This window comes from Flavisolibacter ginsenosidimutans, from assembly GCF_007970805.1.
Classification (GTDB): Bacteria; Bacteroidota; Bacteroidia; order Chitinophagales; family Chitinophagaceae; genus Flavisolibacter; species Flavisolibacter ginsenosidimutans.
In genome coordinates this window covers 4,233,630-4,247,722 of sequence record NZ_CP042433.1, presented here as the reverse complement: position 1 = coordinate 4,247,722, position 14,093 = coordinate 4,233,630, and the positions used below count along the sequence as shown (strand labels likewise).

Below are 14,093 nucleotides of genomic sequence, written 5' to 3'. Positions count from 1 at the left end.
TATATGAGTTATGAATTCAACAGTTTAACAGCGTCTTTTGCAAAATACGTTGCAATCAGATCCGCTCCGGCTCTTTTGATAGACGTGAGTGTTTCGATGATGGCTTTGTCTTCGTTTATCCAACCCATTTTAGCGGCTGCTTTAATCATGGCGTATTCGCCGCTGATGTTGTAAACGCTCACGGGCACATCAACTGCGTTCTTTACTTCGCGAACAATGTCGAGGTAAGGCAAGCCGGGTTTCACCATCACAATGTCGGCGCCTTCTTCCACGTCCATCAACGCTTCTTTCACAGCCTCGGTGCGGTTGGCATAATCCATCTGGTAAGTTTTCTTGTCGCCGAACCCAGGCGCAGAATCCAACGCATCGCGAAAAGGTCCGTAAAAGCAAGAAGCGTATTTAGCGCTATAAGCCATGATGCCAACTTTCGTGAAATTAGCTTCTTCCAGGCCTTGACGAATCGCACCGATGCGGCCGTCCATCATGTCGCTTGGCGCAACCATGTCGGCACCCGCTTGTGCGTGAGAAACGCTCATCTTTACCAAAGCATCTACAGTTTCATCGTTTACAATTTCGCCGTCCTTTACAATGCCGTCATGACCGTAAGATGAATAAGGATCAAGCGCCACATCGGTCATCACGTACATTTCGGGCACAGCATCTTTGATTGCCTTGATGCTGCGTTGCATGAGACCATCAGCGTTCCAGGCCTCTTTGCCGGTGTTGTCTTTTAATTCGTCTTTGCATTTGATAAAAAGCAAAACGCTTTTAACGCCCAGGCTCCACAATTCTTTCACTTCTTTTACCGTTCCGTCCAAACTTCTTCGGTAATAGTTCGGCATGGAGGCAATCTCGGTTTGTATATTCTCGCCTTCGTCTATAAAAAGCGGAACGATAAAATCGTTTGGCGTAAGTATCGTTTCGGCTACCATGCTGCGGATGGCCGGTGTGGTTCTTAGTATTCTGTTTCGTCTTTGTAAAAACATTTTTTTGGGATTGATCTTTAAAAATAATTGCGGGTCGTTTCTCAATCAACAGGTATTTGAACGCTTTGCCCACTCGGCTCTTTCCTCGTCCGTTATTTCTGCTGCCGTCCAGTCTCTCGGATGCAAACAAACCTGCAACAACTTGTCTTCTTCGCTGCCGGGCGCAGGTTGATAATTGTATTCAAACCGAACCGTTGGCGGCAAGCTCATTAAAATACTTTCGGTGCGGCCGTTTGTTTTCAGGCCAAACAATGTACCTCTGTCGTGCACCAAATTAAACTCCACGTATCGTCCTCTTCTTATTTCCTGCCAATGCTTGTTTGCTTCATTATATTGAATGCCTTTTCTTTTTTCAACGATGGGCAAATAAGCCGGTATAAATGCGTTGCCACAGGCCTTTCCAAAATTCATCCAGAAGTTCACGTCCCTGGCGTCATCTGGCTTTTGATGGTCATAAAAAATTCCGCCGATGCCTCTTCTTTCATCACCTCTGTGCGTGTTCACAAAATAGTTGTCGCACACTTCTTTGAACCGTGAATAAAAGCTTGCATCAAACTCATCGCAAACATTTTTGTATGTCCGATGAAAGTGTTTTGCATCTTCTTCAAACAAATAATACGGCGTAAGGTCTGTTCCACCGCCGAACCAACGATCGGCAAGCGTGTCGTTTTCGTCGTACAATTCAAACATGCGGTAATTGCAATGCACTGTGGGCACAAAAGGATTCACCGGATGAATGACTAAACTTAAACCGGCCGCAAACCATTTGCTGCTGTCAATGCCAAGGTGCTTGCGCATTTTATCGGTCACATGTCCGTACACCACCGATGTGTTCACGCCGCCTTTTTCAAAAACATTTCCAGCCTGAATAACTCTTGTTAATCCGCCGCCGCCTTTGCCTTCGGCACGCTCCCATGCATCCTCCTGAAACTTTGCTTTACCATCCACTTCTTCCAACGCCTTGCAGATTTTATCCTGCAGGCTGTAGATAAAATGTATCCACTGCTCTCTTGTTTCTTTCGTTTCTGTTTTGTGAACGCGCATAAAAATTATGAGTTATGAATTATGAATTATGAATGTTGCGAGATAATTCTAAAATCATTCATAACTCATAATTCTTAATTCTAAATTCGGTACTCTTTCACCGCCTCCACAAACGCTTTGGCATGATCAACGGGCACGTTTGGCGTAATGCCGTGACCGAGATTGGCGATGTAATTCTGCGCACCAAAACCGTCAATCATTTCTTTTACCCATTGCTTGATTTGCGGAACGGGCGCCAGCAATTTTGCGGGATCAAAATTACCCTGGAGTGTTATGTTATTGCTTGTTAATTCTCTGGCAAATTGCGGTGTGATGGTCCAATCAATACCAATCCCCGAAGCACTGCTTCGGCTTAAGTCTTTTAAGGCATACCACGTTCCTTTCGGAAACAAAATCACCGGCGCATCCTTGCTAACCGCGTCGGCAATTTGCAAGAGGTAAGGTTGCGCATACGTTTTAAAATCTTCCGGTGATAAAGATCCCGCCCAACTGTCAAACACCTGCACGGTATCAGCGCCAGCTTTCACTTGTGCCTTTAAATAATCAATCGTGATGTCGGTAATTTTTTGCAGCAAGGCGTGTGCAAGTTGTGGTTGCGTGTAGGCAAACTGTTTTGCTTTGTCCCAGGTTTTGCTGCCTTTGCCTTCTACCATGTAACAAAGAATCGTCCATGGCGCACCGGCAAAACCAATCAGCGGCACACGGCCGGCCAATTCTTTTTTCGTAAGCGACAACGCGTCCAATACATACTTCAAATGTTCTTCTGCATTGGCTGTATTGAGCGCATCAATGTCGCTTTGTGCTTTGATGGTCTTTGGCAGCGATGGCCCTTTGCCTTCTTCCATCAATACTTCCAGTCCCATGGCTTGCGGAATCACCAAAATATCGGAGAAGATGATTGCTGCATCCACACCGACTTGATTCACCGGTTGCAACGTAATCTCTGTTGCCAGTTCGGGTGTTTGCACACGGGTAAAAAAATCATACTTGTCGCGCAGCTTGATGTAATCGGGCAAATACCGTCCGGCCTGGCGCATCATCCACACCGGCGGACGTTCGACTTTTTCTTTGCGAAGGGCTCGTAGCAATAAATCGTTCTTAAGTTGGCTCATGTTGTGTATCGTGAATGGTGATGAATTTAAGCTCACCGCATTTTAAAATAATTAACGACTTCGTTCAGCAAAGCTTCCTGCGTAGGTTGCTTGCTGACGTAAAGTTTGCTATGCGTGAACGGCATTAAGCTGTTGGCCGTTGTCTGACCGATGGCAAAACAAACAACGTCTTTCTTTAGTTGGTTAGCGCTAAAAAAACTTTGCACCGCACTCGGACTGAAAAACAAAACAGCTTCAAAATCGTCGGTAGCCACCGAAGGCGTTTCTTCTACTTCATAAACCATCACTTCTTGTACGTGTACGCCTGCGTTTTGTAAAATCGTTGGCAATTCCTCTCTTCTTCTATCACTGCAAAAAAAGATAAGTTCTTTTGCGCCGCTTTCGATTATGCGCTCAGCCAATTCCTTTGCGCTCCATGCCGTTGCCTTGATCGTTCCAAAGAGTTCCTCCTCGCCTTCCAAGAATTCTTTGGTTTTTCCTGAAAGACAAAAAATCTTCCATTGTTGCGGAAGATGATTGACGTATTCGTTCAGGTATTTTTTCACGGCCGTTACCGCATTGCTGCTGGTGAAAACAGCAAATTCTATTTTCTTTTCCAGCAGCGAAAAAATCTCGTCCCACTTTTCTTTTGCAAGAATTGACTTTACACGAATTGCTTCCTGCTCAATAATCTCAACACCGCTTTCTTTCGCTTTCTCTACCAGCGAAGGTTCGAGTTTCTTCGTGCTTAAAACTTTATGCTTCGCCATCGGCCGTTAATCCTTTGCTGCGAATGCGATCAACAATCGCCTGCCCGCCGTGCAATAAAATTTCCTTTGCGGCCACGATGCCTAACTTGGAGGCTTCAGCAAGCGCAATCTTTTTCTCCACTTCCGCCTTGGCCTTTCCATCGGGACTTACCACGTTTCCGCGAAGAAAAACTTCACTCTCTTTTATGTCTGCCAATGCACTAATCGGTGTTGAACAGCCGCCCATCAACGCACTTAAAAAATCGCGTTCAATCTTCACACATAAAGCCGTTGCTTCATCAGTGAATGATTGACAAGATTCAAATGCATAATCGTCATCGTCTCTGCACACAACCATGATTGCGCCTTGCGCCGGCGCAGGCAACATCCAATCGAGGTCTATTGATTTTTCAGGACGCAGATGAATGCGTTCCAGGCCTGCTGCTGCAAACACAGCACCGTTCCAATCGTTGTCTTGCACTTTGCGCAAGCGTGTGTTCACGTTGCCGCGCAGGTTTTCAATCTTGTGATTCGGGTATCGGTTCAGCCATTGCGCAATGCGACGCACTGAACCCGTTGCGATGGTTCCTTCAGAAGAAAAATCATTCAGGAAATCAGCATTGTGTTTGTAAACAAAAATGTCTTTGTAGGAAGCTCGTTTCAAAACAGCCGTTTGCTGAATGCCCTGCGCCAATTGCGTGGGCACGTCTTTCATGGAATGCACCGCAATGTCAATGCGATTATTCAGCAATGCGGCGTCCAATGTCTTTGTAAACACACCCGTTACGCCGAGTGCATACAACGGCGTAACCGTATCCACATCGCCTTCGCTTTTCATGTACACCAGTTCCGATGCCACACCGGCTTTTTGCAACAGGTCCTGCACGGTTGTAGCTTGCCACACAGCCAACTGGCTGTCTCTTGTTCCAATGCGTAAAGGCTTCATTAATTTTTTGCGTTGATAAACTCGTTCAGCGCAGCAAGGTACTGACAACCTTTTTGGTTCTGCACTTTGATCTTTCCCGCAGTGTCGTTCAGCACACGCTGAATGTGCACGTCAATTGTTTTTGCGCTAGTGATAGTTTGCACGTATTGTGGATGAGCGTACAGTTCTTTCAGTTTTACTTTCAGTTCTTTCAGCATGGGCACGTGCTTGCGCATTTCGCACCAGTCTTCAAATTCCGCCATTAGTTCCGAAATAATGCCTTTTGCCTTGGGCACTTCGGCCAGGCGCATCTTCAGGGTTTCGTCCTTGATTTTGGAAAGTGCGTCTACGTTAATTACTTGCACGTTCGACAAGTGTTGCGCCGCTTCTTCCACGTTGGCCGGAACGGAAAGATCAATGATTAATTTCTCACCTTTCCCTTCAACCTGTTCTTTTAAAATCACCGGCTCTGCCGAATTGGTGGCCACCAAAATAATATCAGCCTTGGCTACTTCTTCTTCCAACGAATCAAGCGAGGCATGGCGCAAGTTCAATTCACCGGCAAGCGTGGCGGCTTTGTCAACCGAGCGGTTAATCAGCGTAATATTTTTTGTACCGAGATAATCCACCAGGTTTTTGCAGGTGTTGCGGCCGATTTTTCCAACGCCCAACAACAAGATATTTTTCGACGATGGATCAATCACACGGTTCATGATGTATTGCACAGCGGCAAACGAAACCGAAACCGTTCCGCCGCTTAACGACGTACTGTTCTTAATGAGTTTGGACGATTGCAGCACGCAGTTGATCAGCCGCTCGGTAAAAGCGCCGACAAAGCCCTGTTCTTTGGCAAATTTTACCGCAGTCTTTAACTGGCCAACGATTTCGTAATCGCCCAGGATTTGCGAATCAAGTCCTGCGCCAACGCTGAATGCGTGTTCAACTGCTTCGATACCGTTTTTAATGTAAGCCGATTGTTTGAAGGTTTCCGCATCGCCGGCCGTTTGCGAACAAAGCAGTTCCACCAATTGATGACTGCAATGCGCAAAGCCGTAAATCTCGGTGCGGTTGCAGGTAGAAAGAATGAAAATTTCGTCGAGGCCCTGTGCCGCAGCGTCTTCCAACACGTTAGCGTATTGCTCGTTGTTAATCGCAAACTTTCCCCTTACGGCTGCGTCGGATTTTTTGTAATTGATACCGGCAACAAAGAAGTTCGATATGTTTTTGAAGTGCTGCGTATTCATGTTAATAAGAGTCAACGGCCACGGCACAAAAGTAATTTGAGGGCCGTTGGCAAACGAAAAGTTCTGTCATTGCTCTGTCATTTGCCTGCGTGATTTTCATCAGGCACCAAAATGATGAACATCAAGTGCTGCTTTCATTGAATGAATTGTGAACAGGCGGTTTGATTTCATGCCGCTATCGTTTCATTCAACCCGACCGTAAAGTTTATTTTGCAACGGCCCGGGATTGCGGATTGCCGTTCCTACTTTTGCTGCGCATATGAAAAAAGCCGTTGTATTGATGAACCTTGGGTCGCCCGACTCGACGGACGTAAAAGACGTAAAGCGCTACTTAGATGAATTTCTGATGGACGAAAGGGTGATTGACAAACCCTGGCTTTTTCGTGCCTTGCTGGTTAAGGGAATCATCGTTCCGTTTCGGGCACCCAAATCGGCCGAAGCCTATAAATCCATTTGGACCGAAAAAGGCTCGCCACTTATTGTCATCTCCGAACAATTGGGCGATGCGTTAAAGAAAGAGATTGCGGAACCCGTGGCCATCGCCATGCGTTATGGCAACCCTTCGCCCAGGGCGGCTTTTGATGAATTGGTAAAAAACAATCCCGACCTGGAGGAAGTGATTGCGGTGCCGATGTACCCACACTATGCCATGAGTTCTTACGAAACCGCGGTTGAATACGCAAAAGAACAACACAAGAAGGGCGGCTATTCGTTCAAGCTGACAACCATCAAACCTTATTACGACAACGGCGACTACATTCATGCCTTGTGCGAAAGCATACGTCCGCATTTGGAAAGCGAGTGGGATCACATACTGTTTTCCTATCACGGCGTGCCGGAGCGGCACATTTACAAAGGCGATGTCACCGGTCAACATTGTTTGAAGGTTCCTGATTGTTGCGATGTGCCTTCACCGGCGCATCAATATTGTTACCGCCATCAATGCTGGACTACGACAAAGCTGGTTACGCAACGCCTGAACATTCCAGCGGAAAAATTTACGTTCTCGTTTCAGTCTCGCCTTGGCCGCGATCCCTGGCTGCAACCTTACACTGCACAAAAACTTGCGGAACTACCAAAAGAAGGCGTGAAAAAATTGTTGGTGGTTTGCCCTGCTTTTGTCAGCGACTGTTTGGAAACACTGGAAGAAATAGCGGTGGAAGGAAAAGAAACCTTTTTGCACAACGGCGGCGAACGCTTTGAAATGATTCCCTGCCTTAACGTACATCCGCTTTGGGTGAATGCTTTGGCAAAATGGGTTGGCGAATACGTTTCGGGCAAGAAAGAAATGGTGCTTGAAATGTAAAACCGCAAAATCTAAAATGTAAAATTTAAAACTATCAGTCTGATTTATGAGAGCCGCCTCCTCACTTTACATTATTCATTTTACATTTTAGATTTTACATTTAATCATGTACGCTTATCTCAAAGCCCTCCACATCATCTTTATCGTTACCTGGTTTGCGGGCATGTTTTACATTGTTCGCCTGTTTATTTACAACACCGAAGCGGCGGAAAAACCGGAACCCGAAAAGAGCATTTTGCAAAAACAATTTTCGGTGATGATCAAGCGGCTTTGGTTTGGGATAACGTGGCCTTCGGCAATTCTGACGTTGATATTCGGGCCATGGGTTATGCTGAACGGCAGTTGGCAAAAATCACTGACCGATGAAAGCGGACGATGGCTTTTCATCAAACTTTGCTTTGTGCTATTGCTTTACGTTTATCATTTTTCGCTGCATAAAATTTACAAGCAGCAATCATTGGGCGTTTTCAAATACAATTCGCAACAACTCCGTATCTGGAACGAAGTAGCCACTATTTTTTTGGTACCCATTGTAATGCTGGCAACGGTTAAATCAAGTTTGAGTTGGGTGTGGGGATTGGTGGGGCTCGTGGCGTTTATCATCGTTCTTATGGCGGCCATTAAAATTTACAAAGCACTTCGCAAAAGGAACGAGTGACTTCATCAATTTTCATCTCTACCTGCTTCACACTTCCTGTTTGCTACTGCACCACAATAAAGGCTTTCATTTCTTTCCAAAGATTTAAAACTTATACGCAACCGTTGCTACAACTTGCGTTGGCGATATAGGATTAACGCTGTAATTCTCGTGCACGTAATAATTCAATGCGTTGGTAAGATTGGAAACCTTTGCCAGCACCGAAAGCTTCTTTACCGAACAGCCCAGCGATACGTCAACCGTGGTAAAACCTTCTACCGGAAAAATGCGGCTGCGGTACGTTACCGGGTTCACCGAAACAACATCGGTGTTCCAGCCCGCGAAGCGATCGCCAACGTACGCCACGGTTACGCCGGCCTTAAACCCTTTCAACAATCCATTGCCGAACGTGTAAAATGCACTTGCATTGGCGGTATGCGCCGGATTGTTCACCAACCGTTCGCCGGTTTTAAAACTGCCGATAGTGGTGTTGGTTTTTGTGTAACGCATAAAGTTGTAGCTGTAGCCTGCGCTTACCTGCAAATTCCTGATTGGCTGTCCCGCAAGATCTACTTCCACACCGTCGCTTTTTGTTTGCCCGCTGAGCATTTTTATGTTCGAATTGTTGTTCGGTGTTCCATCCGGCAAATACGGTGCGGTTTGCGCAAGATTGTTATTCAGGATGCGATAGACCGTAACGTTGGCGGATACTCTTCCACTCCAAAACTCGTTCTTTACGCCGGCCTCGTATTGATCAACAAGTGAAGGCGGTACTGCTTTTCCGTACACATCCTGCCCCGTGTTTACCACAAAAGAATTTGAATAACTCACAAAGAAAGTCGTTGTCGCAAACGGTTTGTACACCAAACCCAATCGCGGCGAAAAGGCATTGTCGTAACGCGACTTGCCTTTCGTTTTGGTGCCCGTCAGAAGATTTGTTGAATCAATGCCCGCCGTTTGCACATAGGACCAACGCAAGCCTGCAAGCACATTAAACTTTGATGACAGTTTAATCAAATCCTGCGCATAAAAACCAACGCGGTCAAGCGGAGCCACTCTCTTTCTGATGGGCGTTGCCGTTGGCACATCGCTACGCTGCACGTATTTGCCGGGATCAAGAACATTGATTTTATCGTAACTGCCGGCAGGCAATCCGCTTACAGCGGGAAAAGAAAAATCGTTGTTTGTAATCACATCATTGTCGGCATCGGCGCCAGCCAAAAAATTGTGTTCAAGTGATGCCGTTGTAAATTTGCCAATCAGGTTTACCTGTCCGGTGTAATAGTTTTCATCGCTCAAAATTTTTCCGAGCGGTCTTGTCCAGTCGCCGTTGGCTGCGGCCTGCACTCTTTCCACAGCGTAATAATCTCTTTTGTATTGCTGATAAGAAAAAGAAGCGTTCAGTTTCCATGCGTCATTGAAGTTGTGCTTTAACGTAGCCGTTGCCGTTACTTGATCGGTTTTATTGTATTGCCAGCTTGTGCCCATGAAGCGGTTGCGGGGCACATCGGCAATTTTTGTTCCCCCCAACGTACCAATGCCGAAGTCCGGTGTAAAACGATGAAAGAGATAATCGCCTTCGGCAAGAATTTCGGTACGGTCTCTTAGCTTAAACAGCACGGAAGGGTTTACGTAATAACGCGAAGAATTTACGCCGTCGCGAAAACTGCCGGCACTTTCGAAAGTACCGTTAACGCGATAAGCGATGGAAGAAGAAAGCGGCCCGTAAAAATCAACAGCGGGCTTGTACAAATCATAACTGCCTACACGCATCGAAACTTCGCCGCCGGCTGCAAACTTAGGCTGCTTTGTCACCATGTTTATGATGCCGCCCGGCGCTACTTGTCCATACAAAACGGCGGTGCTTCCTTTCAGCACTTCCACTCTTTCCAGCGAACTCATTTCAGGCATTGCACCGCTATTAATGCGGGCACCGTTTTTAAACAGGTTGGTACTGCCAAAGCTGTAACCTCGTCCGCCGAAACTTTCCTGCACCGCACCGCGTGTGGTGGTCACGTAAATACCGTTCACGTTTTTCAGCACGTCGCCCAGGCGTTGCGCTTGTTGTTCGCGAATCAGTCCTTGTCCCACCACCGTTAAACTCTGCGGCAAGTCCATGGGGTTCACGTCAATCTTTCCGGCGGAAACGGGTTTGTTGTTCAGGCGGCGGCTGGCGCTCACAACCACTTCAGAAAGTTGTTTGGCGTCCTCCTGCAAAACAATCACAAGCCTTGCCGTTTCGTTCTTCTTTAATTGAACGGTTCGTTGTTGCGGCTTTAGTCCGCTCATTGAAATTTCCAGCGTATAAAATCCTTCTTTCAAATTCGAAAAAAGAAAGGCGCCTTGTTCATCGGTATAAGTAGAAAGGTTGGGCTCTTTCAGCAGTACGGTAACAAAAGTAGCCGGCATGCCGTCGGTTGTTTTTACCGTGCCTGAAATGACGCCGGCAGGATTTTCGTCGTAGTGCTTGACGGTTGTCTCTACAAGCAAGGTATTGGTTTGTGCAAAGACGGTCCAATGAAACGCCAAAAGGAGGAGTAGAACAATTGATCTCACGGTTCGAAATTTTTGGCAAAGAGAGACTTCCTTCATTTTTCAAACATGCCGGATTGGAAAAAGGGTTTACGGAAGAAGGAAAATTAGCGGCGCCGGATTACTTTGCGCCTTTTACCTTGCTTGTTAAGCAGTCAACCCGCCAATGAATCAACTTCGCGATTTCCTACCTTTGCTCCCATTTTAAAAATTTTACAAGAGCCCTTTATGGCCAATCGTTATAAAGAATTCAAGGGATTGCACCTGCCCGCCATTGAAAAAGAAGTGCTGGCGCGGTGGGAAAAAGAAAACGCCTTTCAAAAAAGCATTGAAGCGAGAGAAGGCGCGGAGCCATTTGTGTTTTACGAAGGCCCGCCGAGCGCCAACGGTATGCCCGGCATTCACCACGTTATTTCCCGCACGCTGAAAGATTTGGTCTGCCGCTACAAAACCATGCAAGGTTTTAAGGTGGAACGCAAGGGCGGTTGGGACACCCACGGTTTGCCCATTGAGCTGGGCGTGGAAAAAGAACTCGGCATTACCAAAGAAGACATCGGCAAAAAAATTTCGGTGGCCGAGTACAACCAAAAATGCCGCGAGGCCGTACTACGGTACAAAGACAAATGGGATGAGTTGACCACCAAGATGGGTTATTGGGTTGACCTCAACGATCCCTACATCACCTTCACCAACGAATACATTGAAACGCTGTGGTGGTGCCTGAAAGAACTCTACAACAAAGGATTGCTTTATAAAAGCGTGTCCATTCAGCCTTATTCACCGGCAGCGGGAACGGGCCTGAGTTCACACGAATTAAACCAACCGGGAACGTATCGTGATGTAAAGGACACAAGTGCGGTGGCGATGTTCAAGGCGAAAAAGAGCGCAGACGCACGGTTTCTTTTCGACGCGGCAGGGAATGATGAAGTATTTTATTTGGCGTGGACGACGACGCCGTGGACTTTGCCTTCCAATCTTGGTTTGACCGTTGGACCCAATATTGATTATGTGTTGGTGAAAACTTTTAATCCCTACACACACGTTCCGCAAAACGTGATTCTTGCCAAAGCCTTACTGAGCAAGTATTTCAAGCCCGAAGGGGAAAACGGCGATTTTGGAAACTATAGTGAGAAAGAAAAAGTTTTGCCGTGGAAAATTTTAGCACAGTTCAAAGGGCATGAACTCGAAGGATTAGAATACGAACAACTTTTACCCTGCGAGGCTAATTCACCCGAAGCCGTTCACGCCATCACACCCGATGCAAAGCCTTGGCGCATTTTGTTGGGCGATTTTGTGACTACCGAAGACGGCACAGGCATCGTACACACCGCACCGGCTTTTGGTGCCGATGACTTTAAGGTGGGAAAGAAATACAATATTGGCATTCTGACCCTTGTTGACCGCGAAGGAAAATTTGTAGATGGCTTGGGAGAATTTTCCGGTCGCTACATTAAAGACTACAAGAACGAAAGCAATTACGTGGATGTGAACGTTGACATTTCCGTAAAGCTGAAAAAGGAAAGCCGCGCCTTTAAAGTGGAGAAGTACGAGCACAGCTACCCTCACTGCTGGCGCACCGACAAGCCCGTAGTTTATTACCCACTTGATGCCTGGTTTATTAAAACCACGGCACGGCGCGACCGGATGGTGGAACTGAACAAAACCATTAACTGGAAACCTGAAAGCACGGGCACGGGCCGCTTTGGCAACTGGCTCGAAAACATGGTGGACTGGAACCTGAGCCGCAGCCGTTACTGGGGCACACCACTTCCCATCTGGCGCAGTGAAGACGGCGAGGAAAAGTGCATTGGTTCGATTGCAGAACTGAACGCAGAAATAAAAAAAGCCAGCGAAACTTTGGGCGGCGATGTCAACAAAAATTACCTGCACGACGGCATTTTGGATTTGCACAAGCCGTATGTTGATGAAGTTGTGCTGGTTTCAGACAGCGGTAAACCCATGCTCCGCGAACCTGACCTTATTGATGTTTGGTTTGACAGCGGCGCCATGCCTTATGCGCAATGGCATTTCCCGTTTGAAAACAAAGAAAAGTTCAAAGAGAACTTCCCGGCTAACTTCATCGCCGAAGGTGTGGACCAAACCCGCGGCTGGTTTTACACCCTCCACGCATTGGCCGTAATGCTCTTCGACAGCGTGGCCTACAAAACCTGCGTTTCAAACGGCTTGGTGCTTGACAAGAACGGCAACAAAATGAGCAAACGCCTCGGCAACGTGGTTGACCCTTTCAAAACCATTGAAGAATTTGGCGCCGACGCCACACGCTGGTATTTAATCACCAACGCTTCGCCTTGGGACAACCTGAAATTTGACCTTGACGGCATCAAAGAAGTGCAGCGCAAGTTCTTCGGCACATTATATAATACGTACCAGTTTTTTGCGCTTTACGCCAACGTGGACGGTTTTACGTTTAAGGAAGACTACATTCCCGTTGAACAAAGACCAGAAATTGACCGATGGGTTCTTTCCTCGCTTCAAACCTTGATTAAAAAGGTAACCGCTGCGCTTAACGATTACGAACCGACGCAAGCCGGCCGCCTCATTGAAGATTTTGTGGACGAGCAACTGAGCAACTGGTACGTGCGCCTTTGCCGCCGCCGCTTTTGGAAAGGCGAATACGAAGGAGACAAAATTGCCGCTTACCAAACGCTCTACGAGTGCCTCGAAACGGTGGTTCGCCTCATGGCGCCCATCTCCCCTTTCTTCAGCGATGAAATTTTCCTCAACCTGAACGCCGTGACCGATAAGCACCCACAGGCTTCGGTTCACCACATTTTGTTTCCGGCGGCCAAAGAAGAAGTAATTGACGGCCTGCTGGAAGAAAGGATGCAGGCGGCGCAGGAAGCCTGCTCCCTTGCTTTATCCATCCGCAAAAAAGTAAACATCAAGGTGCGGCAGCCGCTGCAAAAAGTACTCATCCCGGTGTTTAACCCGCTGATGGAACAACAATTGCGTAAGGTAGAAGACTTGATCAAAGCCGAAGTGAACGTGAAGGAGATTGAATACCTGACTGAGACGGAAGGTTTCATCAAAAAGAAGATAAAACCCAACTTTGTGGCACTAGGAAAAAAGCTGGGGCCGAAGATGAAAGCCGTCTCGGCCGCACTTCAAAATTTTTCGCAACACGACATTTCGCTATTTGAAAAAGAAGGCAGATATTCATTGCCCCTAAACGATGAGTTCGTTGAATTGGCCTTGAGCGAAGTGGAAATCACCAGCGAGGATATTCCTGGCTGGTCGGTGGCCAGCAAAGGTCCGCTAACGGTTGCTTTGGACATTAACGTCACCCCCGAACTGGAGCAGGAAGGCAATGCCCGTGAGTTCGTGAACCGCGTCCAAAAAATCCGAAAGGACAGCGGCTTTGAACTGACCGACCGCATTGACGTAAAAGTGTCAGCAGCCAACGGTATAGCCGAATCATTGGCCAAGTATAATGATTATATTTGCGCCGAAATTCTGGCAGACAAGCTGGAAATTTCGTCAACGATTGTTGATGGCGTTGAGATTGAGGTTAATGATAACCCGCTGAAAGTCATCGTTATTAAAAAAGGGTAAAACCGT

The 14,093-nt window shown here is 47.0% G+C and carries 10 protein-coding genes; 3 read left to right on the top strand and 7 right to left on the bottom strand.

The genetic code is table 11. The annotated features are described in order from the left end of the window. Window positions 1–8: 8 nt before the first annotated feature. From hemB to hemA, 6 genes are all read right to left on the bottom strand, one after another. Window positions 9–986: a porphobilinogen synthase gene (gene hemB, locus FSB75_RS18175; RefSeq protein WP_146790391.1), complete on the bottom strand. Its 978-nt coding sequence runs from the start codon at window positions 984–986 to the stop codon at window positions 9–11. Between the two features lie 45 nt (window positions 987–1,031). Further along, window positions 1,032–2,030 carry an oxygen-dependent coproporphyrinogen oxidase gene (gene hemF / locus FSB75_RS18170; protein ID WP_146790390.1) on the bottom strand — a complete coding sequence of 333 codons (999 nt, stop codon included), beginning with the start codon at window positions 2,028–2,030 and terminating at the stop codon, window positions 1,032–1,034. Window positions 2,031–2,110: 80 nt separating this feature from the next. Then, window positions 2,111–3,142 (bottom strand): uroporphyrinogen decarboxylase, encoded by a 1,032-nt coding sequence (gene hemE, locus FSB75_RS18165; RefSeq protein ID WP_146790388.1) that lies wholly within the window; start codon window positions 3,140–3,142, stop codon window positions 2,111–2,113. Between the two features lie 32 nt (window positions 3,143–3,174). Beyond that, window positions 3,175–3,891: a uroporphyrinogen-III synthase gene (locus tag FSB75_RS18160; RefSeq protein WP_146790386.1), complete on the bottom strand. Its 717-nt coding sequence runs from the start codon at window positions 3,889–3,891 to the stop codon at window positions 3,175–3,177. After that, window positions 3,878–4,816, bottom strand: a complete 939-nt coding sequence (gene hemC, locus FSB75_RS18155) for a hydroxymethylbilane synthase (RefSeq protein WP_146790384.1) — start codon at window positions 4,814–4,816, stop codon at window positions 3,878–3,880. Before hemC ends, FSB75_RS18160 begins: the two co-directional genes overlap by 14 nt. Next, on the bottom strand, window positions 4,816–6,039 hold the full coding sequence (gene hemA, locus FSB75_RS18150; RefSeq protein ID WP_146790382.1) for a glutamyl-tRNA reductase: 1,224 nt from the start codon (window positions 6,037–6,039) through the stop codon (window positions 4,816–4,818). The genes hemC and hemA overlap by 1 nt, the downstream gene beginning before the upstream one ends. Before the next feature lie 259 nt (window positions 6,040–6,298). Between hemA and hemH the strand changes: the two genes are divergently transcribed. Together hemH and FSB75_RS18140 are read left to right on the top strand one after the other, a co-directional pair. Beyond that, the gene (gene hemH / locus FSB75_RS18145) at window positions 6,299–7,345 is read left to right on the top strand and encodes a ferrochelatase (RefSeq protein WP_146790380.1); all 1,047 of its coding nucleotides are present in this window, start codon (window positions 6,299–6,301) and stop codon (window positions 7,343–7,345) included. Window positions 7,346–7,451: 106 nt separating this feature from the next. Further along, window positions 7,452–8,003 (top strand): CopD family protein, encoded by a 552-nt coding sequence (locus tag FSB75_RS18140; protein ID WP_146790378.1) that lies wholly within the window; start codon window positions 7,452–7,454, stop codon window positions 8,001–8,003. An 84-nt stretch (window positions 8,004–8,087) separates the two neighbouring features. Here the strand turns inward: FSB75_RS18140 and FSB75_RS18135 are convergent, their stop codons facing one another. Next, window positions 8,088–10,538 (bottom strand): TonB-dependent receptor, encoded by a 2,451-nt coding sequence (locus tag FSB75_RS18135; protein WP_227990638.1) that lies wholly within the window; start codon window positions 10,536–10,538, stop codon window positions 8,088–8,090. Between the two features lie 204 nt (window positions 10,539–10,742). Here FSB75_RS18135 and ileS point away from each other — a divergent pair, with 204 nt between their 5' ends. Then, the gene (ileS, locus tag FSB75_RS18130) at window positions 10,743–14,087 is read left to right on the top strand and encodes an isoleucine--tRNA ligase (protein ID WP_146790374.1); all 3,345 of its coding nucleotides are present in this window, start codon (window positions 10,743–10,745) and stop codon (window positions 14,085–14,087) included. The last annotated feature ends 6 nt before the right edge of the window (window positions 14,088–14,093 follow it).